Below are 17265 nucleotides of genomic sequence, written 5' to 3'. Positions count from 1 at the left end.
CGGAAGAATGCGGCAAGCACAACCGGCCGGCCAACCGGCGCGGCCCGACCGCGGGGAAAGGCGCGCTCCGGAGGGATCTACTGGCCCTGTGGCCGGGATAAGCAGCCTCGCCGGAGCCAAGTTCGACACCGCTCGCCGGGAACGGGGCGAGGAAGCGGCCTTCCGGTGTCACGCCCAGAACCTGAGCAACGAGTCTTTGTCTCCCACACCGCTCGGCCCGGTGCTGGTGGCGGAGGGCTGACCTGGAGCGTGCTTGATTCCACTGCCGGGTAGCCGATGAGTTGGTAGCGCTGTATGTGGTGACCCGTACCCCTGGCCGCGGAGAATCGATTGATCTTGTCACGGAGACCAAGCGCGCTCTGCTGACGACTGGAGTCTTCGTCAACACCGCGGACCACATCTTCGTTGCTGTCGCAGACGGATTCGTCGAGATCTTTATCGCCGTCAGGCCAGCGAGAGCGATCACACGACCAGGGCCCGGACCAGCGGCCGGATGGCTCAGCCTGGCCCGGGCCTGGGACTCCCCGTACACCGCGGGCCCCTCGTACAGCGCGGCGCTGGGGTGAGGCGTCCTCGCTTTCGCGCCGGACCTGCACCAGCAGGGTCTGCACGACGTCGTCCGCCCCGGGCTATGCGCGGCTGCCCGTCTACTACCTCGCAGCCACCGCGAGATCTGCAAGCGGAGCAACACCGTCGAGCGGTGCATCAACCGCCTGAAGCAGTGGCGCGGCATCGCCACCCGTTCCAGGAAGACCGCCACCATCTACCTGGCCGGATTCCATATCGCAGGCCTCTTCCTCTGGTCCGCCCGATGATCCGAACGAAACCTCCACTTCTTGAGAGCTAGGACGAGGTCATGTCCCGGCGTCGCAGTCCCGCCAGCCCGGCGGCCACCAGCAGCGCCGCTGCGCACAGGAGCGTCAGCACCGGCGTCCACCGCATCTCCGCGCCCGGCAGCTTGGGCAGGTGGCCGAACGGCGACAGGTCCAGGACCGACTGCGGGGCATCGAGGGCCGGCCCGATCCAGCCGATGAGCAGGACCGCGCCCGCCACTCCCCAGGCGGCCGGGGCCAGACGCGGGACGGTTCCGTAGAGCACGACCGTCAGGCCACCGACCAGCCACACCGCCGGCAGCTGCACCAGACAGGCGGCCAGGATCGGTCCGCCGTCCCTGCCGTAACCCGCCGCGAAGCCGAGGCCGGCCAGGAGCATGATCAGCGCCGCGCCGCCGAAGGCGATCGTCAGATGCCCGGCGGCCCAGCGCAGCCGGCCCACCGTGTTCGCCAGCACCGGTTCCGCGCGCCCGGAGGTCTCCTCACCGTGCAGGCGCAGCACGGACGCGACGACGTACAGGGCCGCGACCATGCCCAGCATGCCGATCATCGAGGCGAGGAAGGCGTCCGTCAGCCCCGACCGGCCACCCATCCGCTCGAAGATCTCGCGGGCCTTGTCGTTGTCGCCGACCAGGTCCGCCGCGCCCTCCGTCAGGCCGCCGTACACCACCCCCGCGAGGAAGAAGCCGGCGCTCCAGCCGAGCACGGCGCCCCGTTGCAGCCGCCAGGACAGGGCGGCGGCCGTGCCCAGGCGTCCGGCCGCCGGGCCCGGCCGGGTCGGCAGGAAACTCATGCCCACGTCCCGGCGGCCGGCGAGCCCGTACGCCAGCGCGCCCTGCGTCGCGATCGCGGCCGCGAGCAGTGACAGCACCCACCACCGTTCGTCCGCGAACGCCCGCAGGTTCTCCAGCCAGCCCAGCGGAGACAGCCAGGTCAGCGGCGACGAGCCATCGTCCGCCGACGAGTCGCCCGCGGCCCGCAGCACGAAGGCCCCGCTCAGCACCGCCGCCGTCAGGCCACGGGCCAGCCGCGCGCTCTCCGTTAGCTGTGCCGCCAGGGCGGCCGTCGTGGCGAACAGCATGCCCACCCCGGCGAGACCGAGGCCGAACGCCGCCGCCCCCGCCGCTCCCTGACCGGCCAGACCCGCCGTGACCAGCAGAGCCAGCACGGTGTTCGCGACCCCGGCGGCCAGCAGCGCCGCCGTCAGCGAGGCCCGCCGGCCGACCATGCCGGACGCGATCAGCTCCTGACGTCCGCTCTCCTCCTCGTCACGGGTGTGCCGTACGACGATCAGCAGGCTGGTCACGGCGGCCAGCGCGGCCGCGTAGACGCCCACCCGCCAGGCGGTGAGCGCCCCGAGGGAGTCGTCGAAGGCCGGGCCGATCAGAGCCCGCAGGGAGGAGTTGGTCTCCACCTGCTGCAGCAGGTCGGCGCGGTCGGCCGGGGTGTCGTAGAGGCCCTTGAGGGTGGCCGGCATGGAGAGCACCATCGTGGTGTTGACGGCTACCCAGACGGGGATCAGCACACGGTCGCGGCGCAGCGCGAAGCGCAGGAGCGGGCCGGTGCCCGCGAGGGCGGTCATGCCGGCGTCTCCTGGTAGTGGCGCAGGAAGAGTTCCTCCAGGGTCGGCGGCGTCGACGTCAGTGAGCGCACCCCCGATTCGCTCAACGAGCGCAGCACGCCGTCGAGCCGGTCGGCGTCGACCTGCAACCGCACCCGGTTTCCCCGGACGTCGAGACCGTGCACGCCGGGGAGGCCGGCCAGTCCGTCGGGCGGGCCCGCGAGTTCGGCTGAGACGCTCGTCCTCGTCAGATGGCGCAGGTCGGCCAGCGAGCCCGTCTCGACGGTGCGGCCCTTGCGGACGATGCTGACGCGGTCGCACAACTCCTCGACCTCGCTGAGGATGTGGGAGGACAGCAGGATCGTCCGGCCCCTGTCGCGCTCCTCCTCCACACAGCGCCGGAAGACCGCCTCCATCAGCGGGTCCAGGCCCGAGGTCGGTTCGTCGAGGATGAGGAGGTCGACGTCCGAGGCGAACGCGGCGACCAGGGCGACCTTCTGCCGGTTGCCCTTGGAGTAGGTGCGGCCCTTCTTGGTGGGGTCGAGTTCGAAGCGGTCGATCAGCTCGGCACGGCGGGCCGCGTCCAGGCCGCCGCGCAGCCGGCCGTACAGGTCGATGACCTCGCCGCCGGAGAGGTTGCGCCAGAGGGTCACGTCGCCCGGCACGTACGCGATACGACGGTGCGCCTCGACCGCGTCGGCCCACGGGTCGAGGCCGAGGACCCGGGCCGCGCCCGCGTCGGCGCGCAGCAGGCCGAGCAGGATCCGGATGGCGGTGGACTTGCCGGCTCCATTGGGGCCGAGGAAACCGTGCACCTCACCGGTCTCGACCTGCAGATCGAGACCGGTGAGGGCGTGGGTGCGCCCGAAGGACTTGTGCAGTCCGGACACAGAGATGGCCTTCGTCATGCTCCAGAACGTACGCTTCTTTCAGAAAGTTGTGAAGATGAGGAAGCTGGTGAAGCGTCGATAGGATGGCTCTCATGACGGATTCAGCGGGTGACGGATCGGACACGCGGAACGCCGAGGCGGTGTCCCGGTTCGTGGAGTCCTTCGCGGCGCAGCTCTTCGAAGCCGGGATGCAGCGCATGCCTGCCCGGGTCTTCACCGCGCTCCTCGCCTCGGACCAAGGCGCCCTGACCTCCGCCGAGTTGGGCGAGCAGCTGCGGATCAGTCCCGCCGCGGTGTCCGGCGCGGTGCGTTACCTGTCCCAGCAGCATATGGTCTCGAGGGAGCGCGAGCCCGGCTCCCGGCGCGAGCGCTACCGGGTGCACAGCGACCAGTGGTACGAGGCCCTCACCAACCGCGAGGCCGTGCTCAAGCGGTGGGGTGCTGCGCTGCGCGAGGGCGTCGCCGGTCTCGGCGACGACACCCCGGCGGGACGCCGTCTGGCCGAGACGCTCGCGTTCTTCGAGTTCGTCGACGGTGAGATCGCGGCCATGATGGAGCGCTGGCGGGTGCACCGCGAGCAGCTCTTCGGCGACCGTTCCTCCCGGCGCTCCTAGTACTGCAACGGTGCTTGCCGTGACTGCTGGCCAGGTCGGTCGTGGGTGTCGGTATGGGTGGCTACGTTGCTGGTGCCAGGTTTGTGGGCAGGTGAACGAGGCGCTCTGCATGAGCGGTTCGTTGCCCGGTTCAACCGGGAGGAGCCGCGCCAGTCGGCGCTGGCCTATATGCGTGGACTGATCGCTCCGCTGCAACGCAAGAACGGCTGGACCCTGGCGGAGGAGGCCGGTCATGCGGGCCCGGACCGCATCCACCGGATGCTGAGCCGAACCGACCGGGATGCCGACGACGTTCTCGACGACGTGCGTCAGTACGCAGTCGGCAATTTGGGTGACCCGGACGCCGTCCTGATCGTGGACGACGCTGGCTTCCTGAAGAAGGGGGTGCGGTCGGCAGGGGTGCAGCGGCAGTACTCCGGCACCGCCGGGCGGACGGAGAACTGCCAAATCGGAGTCTTCCTGGCCTATGCGGCTCCCGGTGGCCGGACGTTGATCGACCGCCGTCTGTATCTGCCTACGTCCTGGACAGACGACCGGGAACGGTGCCGCCGGGCCGACATCGGCGACGAGGTCGCCTTCGAGACGAAGGTGGCGATGGCAAAAGCGATGGACCGCCGCGCGATCGCCGACAAGATGCCGTTCCGGTGGGTGACCGCAGACGCCGCCTACGGCTTCTCCAAGGGCTGGCGTCACGAGCTCGAGCAAGCGGACGTTTTCCACGTCATGGCCACGCTCGCCACGACACCGTCGTCACCCGCTGGGCCATCGATCACCCCGTCCACGACCTGTTTCCCGGCCTGCCCCGGGGGAAGTGGAAACGCCGCTCCTGCGGCGATGGCGTCCACGGCCGGAGGATCTATGACTGGGCACGGGTTGAGGTCAGGCCCTGGCACCGGCCCGACCGTCGGCACTGGGTCCTCGCCCGCCGCAGCGTCAGCCGCCCGGATGAAATCTCCTACTACATCGCCTACTGCCCCGCCGAGACGACCCTGGACGAGCTGATCCGCGTTGCGGGCAGCCGCTGGGCCTGTCGTAGCCCGGCGGCCAGAAGCAGGGATGGGCGCGCTGCTGGGTGTAGGTACGCCCGACACGGAGGCGGTGGACTTCGACCTGGCCTCCGGCCTCGAGGCGGCGCACGGCTCGCCGTACGGCAGCGCGCTGGGCGTCGCTCGGCTGCTCGACTGCCGGAGACGACGCGGGCGAGGCCGGTGACCGAGGCTGCCAGTGGGGTCCCGTCGATGTCGCTGCGTCCGCCGGGCTCGCTGCGCACGTACGCCAGCACGGCTCGCTACACTCGCCCGAGCCCTCGTGACACGCCTCCAGTGTCCCGGCTCCGCCCGGGTCTGGGAAACGAGCGCTTACGGCTCGGCCCCGGGGTGATCGGAGCGGAGGTGCTGGGCATCTCAGCAACGAACGCTTACGTCGCGCCGGCGGTTGTCGGCGGGCCCGGACGACGAAGCCTCCAGGACCCGTGGCCCACTGTCTACCGGGGCTGTGCTCAGCGGAGCCGGGACCGGGTGTGGGCCCGGCTCCACCGCGTCGTCTTGGACGAGCTGGGCGCTCGCGGTGCGCTGGACTGGTCGCGCGGGCTGCTTGCCCGGGACGCTCCGGTCGCGACATGACGGCCGGAGCAAGGGCGCGAGATGGCACACCGACAACACTTCGCTCCGCTTCGGTGCTACATGGCCCGCAGCCTTTCCCCTAGTCAAGAAGTGGACGACCGACGTGCGGGCCGGTTTCGGGGCGGGCGCGCATCCGGCGCTGCAGGTGACCGAACGCTGCGGCGGGATCAACCCCCGGCGCATCGATGAGGCCTTCGCCCTCGTTCGGGATCTTGCCGGGCTGGAGCAGGACTTGAACCGTACTGCCTGCGGCACACCTACATCACGCACGAGTCCGGCTACCCGGAACGGCTCGTGCAGGACCAGGCCGACCACCGCGCCGCCGCCACGACGGTGCTGTACACGTGGTGCGCCCGCGCCGCCGCCCCCTTGTCCGGGTGCGGCCGGCCCGCTGCATCCCGATCGTGGCGACCACACTGAACCAGCTGCGCGAACAGGGCCCGGCCGGGTTCGTCTTCTGCCGCTTCGGCCGCGAACACCGCCAGCCACTGCTGGACGCGATCGGAAACGCCCGCCGCGACGCCTGCCTCGCCCGCCGCCGCCAGGCCGCCCGGGAAGAGGAACGGCGCCGTGAGGAACGGATGGCCGCGGAGCGGGAGGCGAGGCGTCCGGTCTGCGCGGACTGCGGGCAGAAGTTCGCCGACGCCAGGTGGGAGGCGATCGGCTGCACCCGGGAGTGCAAGCGCCAGTCGCACCCACACCTGTGCGAGGACTGCCAGGACCGGGCCGTATCCGCCGAGCAGCAGACCGAAGCCGACGAACGCGAGCGCCAGGAGCAGGAGCGCCTGCGCCGCGAGGCGGAGAAATAGGGCGCTGCGCAGAAGGCCGGCGGCTGGCTCTCCCGCTTCCGCACGCGACCCGGGCAAGCCGCGGCCACCGACCACGCGGGCAACCCCAAGGCAGCCCCGGAAGCCCGCGTTGTCGGGGGCGGCTGCGCCATCGCCTGGGCGACCCGGTCCGGCCGGTACCCGGCGGCGCCGTCTGCCGCTGTCCCGTGCCACTGCGTCCTGACCGTTTGCCATCGGACTTCGACGGGCGCGAGTTTGGGTCATCGGAGTTCGATTACCGCAGGTCAGCGACTCAGCGAACCTTCTGTGCGCACCGGGGCGGGGCAAGACCCGTGGCGCGCTGAAGGTGCTCCTGTCTGCCCTGACGGCAATCTGCGCAGCAGGCAGCCTGTCGTCACCGTTCCGTCACAAGCAGTCGCCGCACGGAACCCTGCCGCTCTCCCGCCCTCTCTGCACTCACGTACCAACGACCACGCGTACCGCGGGACAACAACCAACGACCGAAACCCGCGGACGACACGACTCAGGGGGACGACAGCATGCGACACAGCAACAGCATTCGCAGGGCGGCTCTGGCGACGACGGCGGTCACGGCCGTCGCGGCGGCGGTGACCGCCATCCTGCCCGGCACCGCCCTGGCGGCGAGCACCACCACCCCGCCGCCCGCCTGCCCGGCCTCCGCCCTCCAGATCAGCGCCCGGCAGGCCGCTCACCCGCCCGTCGGGACCGGGACCGGGGCGGCGGTCGTGCAGTTCATCAACGTCTCCCGGAAGACGTGCGTCCTGAAGGGCTATCCGACGGTCGCGGGCGCCGGCAACGGCTCCCCCTCCCACAACACCCCGCTCAAGGTCACCCGCACCGGCAGGGCGGCCACCGTGACGGTCCGGCCCCACGGCAAGGCGTGGGTGAAGCTGACCTTCGTCCAGGTCCAGGGGGAGGGTGACGGCTACTGCGTGTCGGGCAAGACCCCGGCGGCGTATCCGACGATGGTCATCGGGTTGCCGCACTCCGGGAAGCACCAGGTCGCCCTGAACGACGGGTGGTGGGCCGAGTGCGACAACAAGGTGACCGTCACCCCGGTCTCGGCGGTCAAGCCTTCCTGATACTCCAGCTGTAGATCGTCGCGAATGGGGCCGCTGCTGAGCGGCCTGCATACGTGGAGGTGGCCGTCCCGGCAGCTCACTTGCTGGGGCGGGTGATGGTGAAAGCGGCGCTCGCCAATATGGGCGGCCATGCCAGCTACAGGTATGGTCCGCCCGGACCACCGTGGCGCACCTTCGGGTTGGAGGCGCAGGCGAGTCTGGTCGAAGGCTGGTGGGCCGGGAGGCTGGACAAGGCGGTCGGTGGGTCCGGCGGTGAGACGATCGACATCTTCCCCGTCACCGGCACAGGAATGAAGGTGCATCTGCCCGATGGACAGTAAGGCCATCATCCGTGACCTCCTCGTCGAAGGACTGGACGACTGGGTCCCGGTGGACCGGCTGATCTGGCTCGCACGCGAGGAGAGCGAGCAGTCGGGCGGCGACTTCCGGTTCCTGGCCATCGAGCTGCTCACCGAACTGATGCGGGACGGCCTGATGGAGATCGGCGAACTCGGCGACACCGGGCTCGAGCCCTGGAGCGGTGGCGCCGAAGCCGTCCTCGCCCGGCTCGTGACCGCCCTCGACCAGGTCGGCTGGATGCCCGCGGGTGGCGTCTGCTGGCTCGCGAGCACCTCCCAGGGTGACCGCATGGCGTCCGAGTGACCCTGCCGCCCAACCGCGGACACTCAGACACAAGCGCCCTGCCCCGCACTGGGAGCATCACGGTGCGGGGCAGGGAACGAAGGCGAGGCCTGACCGGCCACGGCATTTTCCGTTTTGCCGGCGGGTACGGCCCGCACAGTATCCACATCGATGCGCCGGCAGCCCGGCAGGGCCTGTTCTGCGGTCTCGTCGCCAGCGGCTGGCGCACCTGTTCCGTCACGATGCGGATGCGTGTCGAGTACAGGCGCGTGGCAGGGGTTCGGGTTCAGGCGTTGTAGCCGCCGTGGGCGTCCAGCACTGCGCCCGTGACGTACGACGCGGCGGGGCTCGCCAGGAAGGCGATCGCCGCGGCGATTTCGTCTGGGTGCCCCATGCGTTGCAGGGACAGCGAGCTGACCAGGGCCTTGAGGGTCTCGGGGTCCGGCGGTTGCATGCCGCCCTCCATCAGTCCGGCCTCCACGACGTTGGCCGTGATGTTCCGGGGCCCGAGGTCGCGTGCGACGCCCATGGTGTACCTCTCGATCCCGGACTTGGTCGCCGAGTAGTCGGCAAGGCCGGGGGCGCCGACCCGGGAGCCCAGTCCCGAACTGACTGTGATGATGCGGCCGCCCGCGCGCAGCACTCGGGAGGCGGCCCGGATGACGGCGATCACGCCGAGGTAGTTGGTGGCGTGCATCCGGTCCAGTGCGGCGGTGTCGGCATCCGGGTCGTCCACCGTGCCGGCCACGGAGATCGCCGCGTTGTTGACGAGGATGTCCAAGCCGCCGAAGTGCGCGACCACGTCGTCGATCAGCGCCGGCGCCCGGCGCGTGTCCGCCTGGTCCGACTGGAAGGCGACGGCCTTGGCTCCCTTGCCGTGCACCTCGTCGACGACGGCCTGCGCCTGTTTCTCGGAGCTGACGTAGGTGAAGGCGACGTCTGCGCCCTGCTCGGCCAGCAGTCGTACGGTCGCGGCTCCCAGTCCGCGCGACCCCCCGGTGACCAGGGCGACTTTGCCCGTGAGCGGCTTGCTCATTCTTCTCACCTCGTTGATTGACCCTTTCCGGCTGTCGCAACGTTAATTGTTACGACAGGTGATTGCAACCTTCACTGTTACGACTGCCGTAAGATGAAGCGTCACGGCCGAGAGGAGGAGTCCATGAGCGCCAACAGCAGGCTGACCATCGCCGCCCATGCGCTGGCCTGGATCGGCCTCTACCAGCGCCAAGGCCATGAGGTCGCCACCTCCGAGCAGATCGCGACCAGCGCGAACACCAACCCAGTGGTGATCAGACGGCTGCTCGGCGAGCTGCGCAGGGCCGGGCTCGTGGAGTCCCGGCGGGGCGTGGGCGCGGGCTGGTCACTGGCACGCGAGCTGGAGTCGATGACCCTGCTCGACGTGTACGAGGCAGTGGAACCCGGCCCGCTGTTCGCAATGCACCGCACCACCCCGGACCAGGAATGCGTGGTGGGTCACGGCATCCAGCCGGCGATGCAGAACATCTACGAGGGCATCGAGGAGACCCTGAGACACGAGCTGGCCCGCGTCACGCTCGCGAACGTACTCCGGGACGTACTCGCGGCGCCTCGCTAGCCTCCCCGTTACGCCCTGACATCACCAAGACCCCCATCCAGCCCAGGCCGGCGAACAGCCTGGCAACCAGTCACGCCGAAGACCGTTGCGGTATCAGACCATGTCCTACGAGCTCGTAACTTGATCTTGTCGTAGTGCCCTGGTCCGGCATGACCGATGTGACGATTCCGCCGTTCGGGAGGATGAGAGCACCCGGCCATGGATCGTGGACGACGACTCGTGGGCGCTGATCGAGCCGCTGCTGCCGCCCCTGGCCAGAGAAGTCGCCGGGCCCACGGCCGGTACCGGACCGGCTGTGTCTGCAGGGCATCCTGTACGTCTTCTACAACGGCATAGCCTGGCAACTCCTGCCGCCGGAGCTGGGATTCGGCTCGGGACGGACCTGCTGGTGGCGCCTGGACCACTGGCAGCAGGCCGGAGTCTTCGACCCACTGCACCGCATCCTGCTCGCCGAGCTGAACGCGGCCGCCGAAGTCGACTGGTCCCGCGCGGGCGTGGACGGCTCCCACGTCCACGCGAAAAAGAGGGCGCCAAAACTGGTCCGTCGCCAGTCGACCGCCGCAAGACGGGCAGCAAACACCACCGGATCTGCGACGGACGCGGCACCCCGCTCCAACCGAAGATCGTCAAGAAGCGCCAGAAGCGCCAGAAGCGCCTGACCGCCAGATGGTCATCTCGCTGGCCGCGAAGGGCGCGCCCTGACATCGTCCGGCCTCGAGCCCTCTTGTCCCACACCAATGACCTGCAAGCCGATGTGATGGCGCTACCGCCGCAGAGAGGGCCGGGAGGACGAAACCCGTCACTGGCCCGGTCTGACTCGGCCCGCTCGGCCGGGGCCGTCGGGCTCTACCGCTGCCGGTCCACCGCCGCTGCGCCGCGACCATATCCGGCAGTTCTACCAACCGCGAGCACGTCTGCTATCGGATCTCCGCTCATGATCCGTAGAAACTCCTATCGGAACGCTGGCGTGGGCGCCGAGGAGTCCACGGGCGGCCTGGACGCGGTGGCCGCACGGATGGTGCGGCAGGTCACGATGGTCCAGCCCGAGGAGCCGGACCACCTGCTCGGCTGGTCGTACGGCGGTCTCGTCGCCCACGCCCTGGCCACCCGCCTGCGCGCCGACGGCCGGAAGGTGGCCGTGCTCGCGCTGCTGGACGCCTACCCGCTGCACGAAGGTCCCGAGCCGGCCGGGCACTGCGACCGGCAGAGGGAGTTCCTCACCGAGCTGGGCGTCGCCGAGCTGCTCGGTCCCGAGCGGACGCGGACCATGGCCGCGGAACTGAGGTACACCGCGCGCCTGGCCCACGCCCACAAGCCGGGTGTCTTCGACGGGGACCTGGTGCTCGTCGCCTCACGCTCCGCGGCGGCAGCCCACCACCCGGGGGCGGAGTGGGGGCCGTACGTCATCGGTCGAACCGTCGTCCACGAGGTCGACTGTCCCCCTGCCCGGATGCCGCACCGCGGACCCATGCGCACCGTGGGGCCGATTCCGGCGGAGCTCCTGTCACACGCGGCGGGCCCGGACCGACCCTGAGGGGCTGACGTGACCCGTTCGGCTCGGATACACGGCGCGGGGGGTGCCTTCGAGTCGCCCGTTCCGTGCCTCCGACTTCACGCGCGCCTTCCGGAACGCGTACTGGGTGTCGCCATGGAGTATCGCGTGCGGGAGCCGCCGAACCGCAAGGAGCACGACCGGGCCCGTGTCCTTGACCTGTCAGGTCGAGACGACAGTGGCCCAGTCCACGGCCAGGCGTCCAGTTGGACGGAGCCGACCCGCATGTGCCGAAAAGCGGTTGCTGTACATCTCGAACGGATGTCAGGTGGATAGCCGTGGCTGACCTGCAAAACGTGAGGAGGGAGGTGTTGGACGCCGCCTGAAAAGTACGCTCGGAGCCGGCGCCCAGCTTCCGTCTCATGAGAGGGCACGCCCACGTGAGGCCAGCAGCTACGCCTCGTCAGGCGATGCCCTGCCCGGCGCCGAAGTGGTCGTACTCCGTGTGGCCGTCAGAAGCGGTCCAGTACTCTTCCACGCTGACGCCGACGACCGTCTCCTCGAGGAACCAGTTGCCCTGGGACGACTCGCAGTGGCCGTCATTTGAGGGGTCGCGCAGGATGGTCATTGAGGTGGTGTTTCCATCGCCACTCTTGCCGACAAGCCTGACCTGGATGCCACGCCTGTCGGAGGTGTTGTCGCAGACCGTGACCTTCTCCACGCTCGGGTAACCGTTGAGATCGGCGTCGAAGTACGCGGCGCCGCTCATATTGCTGGTGTACACCCAGCCGCTGTTCGATGACGCCTGCGCCTGAGTGGCCAGACCCATCATCGATGTCGCCGCGATCGCAACCACCATCGAGGCACTTCGCAAGACTCGCAAGACTCTCTCCCGTTCTCTTGCCACCTCCAAGGGAGGCGGCGACGGTTCACGCTTGCGGCAACTTTTCTCCCATGACTCGGTCCCGGACAAGGCTGCCTCGCGGGTCGAAAACTCTGCGCCAACTCCCTGTGGACTCAGCGCCAACTGGATCCCCGGCATCGCCGGGAGCGTGAGCATGTGGGAATCGGAGGTGGACTAGTAGTGCTTCGTTAGGTTGTGGGCTGTCTGCGGCTGCTCCGAGGGCGGGCAGGGGGCATCCGCAGGTGGTGCAGGTACCGGTCCAGCACCTGAGCAGGTCCTGAAGAACGTCGAGGACTTGGTAGAGAGTCAGGCCAGTGTGCGGACTTTTGGGTCGAGCCGCCGGAGGGTGAGGAATGCCTGGGCGGCGGTGACAAGGGTGACGTGGTGGTGCCAGCCGCGCCAGGTGGGGCCCTCGAAGTGGCCCAGCCCGAGGCCATGCTTGAGCTCGCGGTAGTCGTGCTCGATCCGCCGGCGCATCTTCGCCCACCGCACCAGGTCAGCGACCGGGGTGGCGGCGGGCAGGTTCGATATCCAGTAGCCCGTCGGAGTGTCCTGGCCGTCCGGCCATTCCACGAGGAGTGTCTGGACGGGCAGGACGCCGTCCCAGCGGTTGCGGCCGCCGCCCGCCTCCTGAGCTGCGGCCAGCGACTGCTTGCCCGCAGGCCGCACTGTCAGCACCGCGAACCGTGAGGTCATCGTGCCTTTGCTGCCCTGCCTCCAGGTCACCTCGGTAACCGCTCCGCACCCGCCTGCGCGGCGAGGACGCAGACGGCTGGCGGTGGGGTGCGGTAGCGGGGAAGGGTGGGCGGTCCGAGTCCGCCGTGAGCCGGCTGCGACAGCAGCTTGAGGCGTTTGCCGACCTGGCATCCAGATCACGGGGTGCGCAGGGAGGTCAGGTCGTGGGGACGAGGCGCCACTGCTGGCAGTCGTTGTTCAGCCAGGTCCACAGCCGTACATCGGTCCCGTCGGCGGTGCCGCAGTTGGCCACGTCGGCGACCTTGCCGCTGTTCTCGTTCACGATCCGCACGTAGTCGCCGGTGGCCGTGTAGACCAGACGCCACTTCTGGCAGTTGTTGTTCAGCCAGGACCACTGCGCGATGTCCGTGCCGTCGGCCATCGCGCAGTTCGCGGTGTCCGCGACCTTGCCGGTCGCGACGTTGACCAGCCGGCTGGTGTCGTCGCCGAGGTCCTCGACGCGCCACTTCTGGTTGGCGCCGCCGTGGCAGCTCCACTGGGAGATGTTGGCGCCGTCCAAGGTGCTGCCGCCCTCGACGTCCAGGCACTTGCCGCTGTTGCGGTTCACCAGGGTGTACGCGGTCGGGGTCGTCGCCGTCTCGCCCGAGGGGCCGGGCAGCGTGGTGCCGAGCGCGACCGGGGCGCCGAAGTTCGGCGTGCCGTCCGCGTTCCAGGTGAACTTCTGCGCCCGCGTCGTACGTTCGTTGCCGCAGCCGCTGCTCGCGGAGTTGTTGGCGTGGTAGACGATCCAGTTCTCGGTGCCGTCCGGCGAGGTGAAGAAGCCGTTGTGGCCGGGGCCGTAGACGCCTGCCGCGTCATTGCGCTGGAAGACCGGCGTGGACTTCTTCGTCCAGGAAGCGGGGTTCAACGGGTCGGTACCAGTCAGTTCCAGCTGGCCCAGCTTGTAGTCCGGGGTCATGCAGTAGCTGGCGGAGAAGGTGAGGAAGGTGCGGCCGTCGTGGTAGAGCGGCTCGGGTCCCTCGTTGACCGCGGCCCCCGAGGTCTCCCAGCTCGCGGTGGGGCTGGAGATGACGGTGAAGGTGCTGCTGGCCAGCGTGTACGGGTTACTCATCGGCGCGATGACCAGGCTCTGCGGACTGCCGTTGATGTAGCCGCTGCCGACCAGGTACAGCTTGTTGTTGTTCTGCAGGACGGTGGCGTCGATGAGCCAGCCGCCGGAGCTGAGGTTGGAACCGGAGAGCTGGTTCTTGTAGGTGTACGGGCCCATCGGGTCGGTGCCCGCGCTCTCCAGGACGTGGGTGCGCTGGGAGTCGCAGCAGGCGACACCGCTCTGCGCCGCGGAGTAGTACAGGTACCAGTGGCCGTCGAAGAAGTGGATCTCCGGCGCCCAGATGTTGGTGTTGCGGGTGGAGGTGGTGTCACTCCAGATCTGGACACTGGCGGCTGTGGAGAGCCCGGCCAGGGTCGGCGACTTCCGCATGGTCAGCACACCGGTGAAGGACGTGGTGACCAGGTAGTAGTTGCCGTTGTAGTACTCGAGCCAGGGGTCGGCGCCCTTCTGTGACTTGATCGCGTTGGTGTACGGGCGGCCTTCGGCGGCGGCGGCCGGGGTCGTCGCCGACACCATGGCGATCAGTACGGCGAGCACGCACAGGATCAGGGATCTGTGGCGTCTGGCGGGGGGCTGCTCTGACCTCTGTGGCATGCGAGACCGTTCCTGTCCGTAATTTCGAACGTCGTTCGTGAATTCGGTCAGAAGATAAGCGGGGGCAATGATTCCGTCAACGCTTTCGTCACACGCGCTTTACCCGCGAACACGTCCCGCGCGTACCGGGCGCGACGGGGCCGCTCACCGGCCGGCTCTCACGACAGCCTGATGGAGCAGTCCGGTGCACTCCTCAAGCACCAGTTTCCAGGCGGGTGAGCGACCTGGTCTGGGTCCTGACCTCACGCCGAAGCCCCGTACAACCACGGGACTTGAAGCCGCCTGGTTTCAGCCTGCGAACGTTTCTGCCCGCGAATTTTGCGCAAGGTATTGACGTTGATCACCGGCACCCTAGTATCCAGTTGCTCGACACTTCGACCCACGTTCGCTATGTCGAACATTCTAGGCCGCACTGCACCGCCTCCGGACAGCCTCTGACGGGCCAACCGGATCCGCTTGCTCAAGGATTACGAGGTCCTTATGCGCAGACGTAGTTTCCGTCTCAGACGTCCGTCTGCGGTGCTCGCTGCCGTGGCTGCGGCGCTGGCCGCGTTGGCGGCGCTGCTCATCGCCGGCCCGGCTCAGGCGGCCACCACCAGTGACGTGCGCGGTGTTGATTCCGGCAAGTGTCTCGATGTGTCGGGCTTCAGCCAGGCCGACGGCGCGAACGTGCAGATCTGGGACTGCCACGGTGGGATCAACCAGCAGTGGACGTTGACGGACAGCAGCCAGCTGACCGTGTACGGCAACAAGTGCCTGGATGTCCGGGGCGGCGGTACCACGAACGGGACCCCGGTGCAGATCTGGTCGTGCAACGGCAGTGACAACCAGCAGTGGCGGGTGAACGCCGACGGCACGATCGTCGGCGTGCGGTCCGGGCTGTGCCTGGAGGCCGCGGGCTGGGGTAAGGCCAACGGCACGCCGGTGCAGATCTGGTCGTGCCACGGCGGCGCCAACCAGAAGTGGACCGGCCTGTCAGGGGCGAACAACATGTGTGCTCTTCCGTCGACGTACCGCTGGACATCGACCGGCCCGCTGGCGGAGCCGAAGGAGGGGTGGGCCTCGCTCAAGGACTTCACCAGCGTCGTCTACAACGGCAAGCACGTCGTCTATGCCACGTCGCACAACAACCTCGCCGGTAACGACGGTCGCTGGGGATTGGCGACCTTCAGCCCCTTCACGAACTGGTCCGACATGGCCACCGCCACCCAGGCCACGATCCCCTTCGACGGCATCGCGCCGACGCTGTTTTACTTCGCCCCGAAGAACCTCTGGGTGCTCGCCTACAACGGGGGTTGGCCCTACAGCTTCTCCTACCGAACCTCGACCGACCCCACCAACCCTAACGGCTGGGGCCCGCAGCAGGAGCTGTTCACGGGCACCCTCCCGAAGGGGGGTCCCCTCGACGTGACCCTCATCGGCGACGACACGAACATGTACATGTTCTTCGCCAACGACGAGGGCGACATCTACCGGTCCAGCATGCCCATCGGCAACTTCCCGGGCATCTTCGGCTCGGCCACGAAGATCATGAGCGACACGGCGCTCAACCTGTTCGAGGCGCCGGAGGTCTACAAGGTCCAGGGCCAGAACCAGTACCTCATGATCGTCGAGGCCCAGAACTACACAGGATATGGCCGCTACTTCCGCGCGTTCACGGCCACCAGCCTCGACGGCACGTGGACACCGCAGGCCGGGGCCGACACCGTGACCAGCCCCTTCGCCGGCAGCGCCAACAGCGGCGCGACGGCCTGGACCAGGGACATCAGCCACGGCGATCTGGTTCGCGCCAACCCCGACCAGACCAAGACCATCGACCCTTGCAATCTGCAGTTCCTCTACCAGGGGCGCGACCCCAGCAGCGACGGCGGGGACTACGGCCTCCTGCCCTACCGGCCGGGCGTGCTGACACTGCAGCGCTATCCGGTGACATGACACAGGTCCGGCTCCGGTGTTCCTGGCGTTCGCGGGCAACGACGCACGCCGAACCGGGCCCGGAGCCCGACTGAACCGTGCCTCGACACCCCGTCAGGCCGTACCCACCCGACAACGTGACAACGCCCACCCGTGGCCGGTCAGTGCTTTCACTGCGAGGTGGCCGGTCATGCCCGCCCGCTGCGGGAGCGGTTGCGGACATCGCCGACATCTCCCTCTGCCGGCCCGGCCCCGTCCAGGGCGGCATGCCCGCCCTGGACGGGGCCGGGCCGGCACGGCGCGACGGCAAGGTATGCGCACTCCGACCTCGAGCCGATCCTCCAAAATGACCTAGAAATGGTTCTGTTGCATGCCTATTCATAGATTTTGGTTGCTTACGAAGTCGCGTCCCGGCATGGTGGCCTAGAATCCCAATTGCTACACGCTGCATCAAGTGATGCAGCGCTGAGACTTGCCTTCCAGATAGTGTGGTTCGGATCCGCCAAATGAACATGCTGCATAACTTCACGTCAGGAGGCTCAATGGGCGATCCTGAATTTCCGGGCCAAGGCACCCTGAACAGGTGTCAGGTCGAGGAAGATCGGAGCTGTCCCGGCGTTTTAGCCGTGAGGTGGGGGCGAGGGGCGACCGCGTCCAGGTGGTGGGCCAGAATCCCAGACGGTACACAGGCAACGGCCTGAGGCCCCCTCATCCCTCGCTGCTCCGGCGCAGCCGGTAAGGCGGGAGCGCAGCGGACGCCCGCAATTCGCGCGTAGCGGGAATTGCTTCCCTTCACAGATTGGAGCGCAGCGGAAATCCAATTCCCGCAAAGCGGGAATTTATAAAAGTCGCGCAGCGCCTTTATGGATTCGCGCAGCGAATCCATTTCCTTTCCTTGCGCGCAGCGCAAGGGGACCCGCTCCGCGGG

General features: G+C 68.6%; 13 protein-coding genes and 5 pseudogenes. 12 read left to right on the top strand and 6 right to left on the bottom strand.

The annotated features are described in order from the left end of the window. Positions 1–686: 686 nt before the first annotated feature. Positions 687–815: pseudogene (locus ACGFSH_RS32085) on the top strand (IS5/IS1182 family transposase); the annotation flags it as partial. 28 nt (positions 816–843) lie between these two features. Here the strand turns inward: ACGFSH_RS32085 and ACGFSH_RS32080 are convergent. Continuing rightward, on the bottom strand, positions 844–2415 hold the full coding sequence (locus tag ACGFSH_RS32080; protein ID WP_393354694.1) for an ABC transporter permease: 1572 nt from the start codon (positions 2413–2415) through the stop codon (positions 844–846). After that, the gene (locus ACGFSH_RS32075; RefSeq protein WP_393354692.1) at positions 2412–3302 is read right to left on the bottom strand and encodes an ATP-binding cassette domain-containing protein; all 891 of its coding nucleotides are present in this window, start codon (positions 3300–3302) and stop codon (positions 2412–2414) included. Before ACGFSH_RS32075 ends, ACGFSH_RS32080 begins: the two co-directional genes overlap by 4 nt. A gap of 74 nt (positions 3303–3376) precedes the next feature. On the opposite strand from ACGFSH_RS32075, the gene ACGFSH_RS32070 reads away from it, so the two are divergent. The 7 genes and pseudogenes from ACGFSH_RS32070 to ACGFSH_RS32040 all read left to right on the top strand — a co-directional run bounded on the left by ACGFSH_RS32070 (position 3377) and on the right by ACGFSH_RS32040 (position 8053). Then, positions 3377–3898, top strand: a complete 522-nt coding sequence (locus ACGFSH_RS32070) for a GbsR/MarR family transcriptional regulator (protein ID WP_393354690.1) — start codon at positions 3377–3379, stop codon at positions 3896–3898. Positions 3899–3951: 53 nt separating this feature from the next. Beyond that, positions 3952–4926 (top strand): annotated as a pseudogene (locus ACGFSH_RS32065) (IS701 family transposase); the annotation flags it as partial. Positions 4927–5403: 477 nt separating this feature from the next. Then, positions 5404–5484, top strand: a pseudogene (locus ACGFSH_RS32060) (IS5/IS1182 family transposase); the annotation flags it as partial. A 440-nt stretch (positions 5485–5924) separates the two neighbouring features. Continuing rightward, on the top strand, positions 5925–6329 hold the full coding sequence (locus ACGFSH_RS32055; protein WP_393354688.1) for a hypothetical protein: 405 nt from the start codon (positions 5925–5927) through the stop codon (positions 6327–6329). A 518-nt stretch (positions 6330–6847) separates the two neighbouring features. Then, entirely contained in the window at positions 6848–7411 is a 564-nt protein-coding gene (locus ACGFSH_RS32050) for a DUF4232 domain-containing protein (RefSeq protein WP_393354686.1), read from the top strand. A gap of 53 nt (positions 7412–7464) precedes the next feature. Next, positions 7465–7731: a hypothetical protein gene (locus ACGFSH_RS32045; protein WP_393354684.1), complete on the top strand. Its 267-nt coding sequence runs from the start codon at positions 7465–7467 to the stop codon at positions 7729–7731. Further along, the gene (locus ACGFSH_RS32040) at positions 7721–8053 is read left to right on the top strand and encodes a hypothetical protein (RefSeq protein ID WP_393354682.1); all 333 of its coding nucleotides are present in this window, start codon (positions 7721–7723) and stop codon (positions 8051–8053) included. Before ACGFSH_RS32045 ends, ACGFSH_RS32040 begins: the two co-directional genes overlap by 11 nt. A 265-nt stretch (positions 8054–8318) precedes the next feature. On the opposite strand, the gene ACGFSH_RS32035 is transcribed toward ACGFSH_RS32040, so the two are convergent. After that, a complete protein-coding gene (locus tag ACGFSH_RS32035; protein WP_393354680.1) occupies positions 8319–9068 on the bottom strand; it encodes an SDR family NAD(P)-dependent oxidoreductase in 750 nt (249 codons plus the stop codon). A gap of 123 nt (positions 9069–9191) precedes the next feature. Between ACGFSH_RS32035 and ACGFSH_RS32030 the strand changes: the two genes are divergently transcribed. The 3 genes and pseudogenes from ACGFSH_RS32030 (at position 9192) to ACGFSH_RS32020 (ending at position 11160) form a co-directional block, all read left to right on the top strand. After that, entirely contained in the window at positions 9192–9626 is a 435-nt protein-coding gene (locus ACGFSH_RS32030) for an Rrf2 family transcriptional regulator (RefSeq protein ID WP_393354678.1), read from the top strand. A gap of 263 nt (positions 9627–9889) precedes the next feature. After that, a pseudogene (locus ACGFSH_RS32025) lies at positions 9890–10285 on the top strand (transposase); the annotation flags it as partial. Positions 10286–10593: 308 nt separating this feature from the next. After that, positions 10594–11160 carry a thioesterase domain-containing protein gene (locus ACGFSH_RS32020; protein WP_393354676.1) on the top strand — a complete coding sequence of 189 codons (567 nt, stop codon included), beginning with the start codon at positions 10594–10596 and terminating at the stop codon, positions 11158–11160. Positions 11161–11581: 421 nt separating this feature from the next. Here ACGFSH_RS32020 and ACGFSH_RS32015 read toward each other — a convergent pair whose 3' ends face one another. The 3 genes and pseudogenes from ACGFSH_RS32015 to ACGFSH_RS32005 all read right to left on the bottom strand — a co-directional run bounded on the left by ACGFSH_RS32015 (position 11582) and on the right by ACGFSH_RS32005 (position 14345). Then, positions 11582–11977, bottom strand: a complete 396-nt coding sequence (locus tag ACGFSH_RS32015; RefSeq protein WP_393354674.1) for a hypothetical protein — start codon at positions 11975–11977, stop codon at positions 11582–11584. A 351-nt stretch (positions 11978–12328) separates the two neighbouring features. Further along, positions 12329–12855 (bottom strand): annotated as a pseudogene (locus ACGFSH_RS32010) (IS701 family transposase); the annotation flags it as partial. Positions 12856–12914: 59 nt separating this feature from the next. Continuing rightward, a complete protein-coding gene (locus ACGFSH_RS32005; protein WP_393354900.1) occupies positions 12915–14345 on the bottom strand; it encodes a family 43 glycosylhydrolase in 1431 nt (476 codons plus the stop codon). Positions 14346–14903: 558 nt separating this feature from the next. On the opposite strand from ACGFSH_RS32005, the gene ACGFSH_RS32000 reads away from it, so the two are divergent. After that, positions 14904–16358, top strand: a complete 1455-nt coding sequence (locus tag ACGFSH_RS32000) for a non-reducing end alpha-L-arabinofuranosidase family hydrolase (RefSeq protein ID WP_393354672.1) — start codon at positions 14904–14906, stop codon at positions 16356–16358. Positions 16359–17265 lie beyond the last annotated feature (907 nt).

The organism is Streptomyces sp. NPDC048481 (assembly GCF_043200075.1).
Lineage (GTDB): Bacteria > Actinomycetota > Actinomycetes > Streptomycetales > Streptomycetaceae > Streptomyces.
This window is presented reverse-complemented; position numbering and strand designations above follow the sequence as displayed.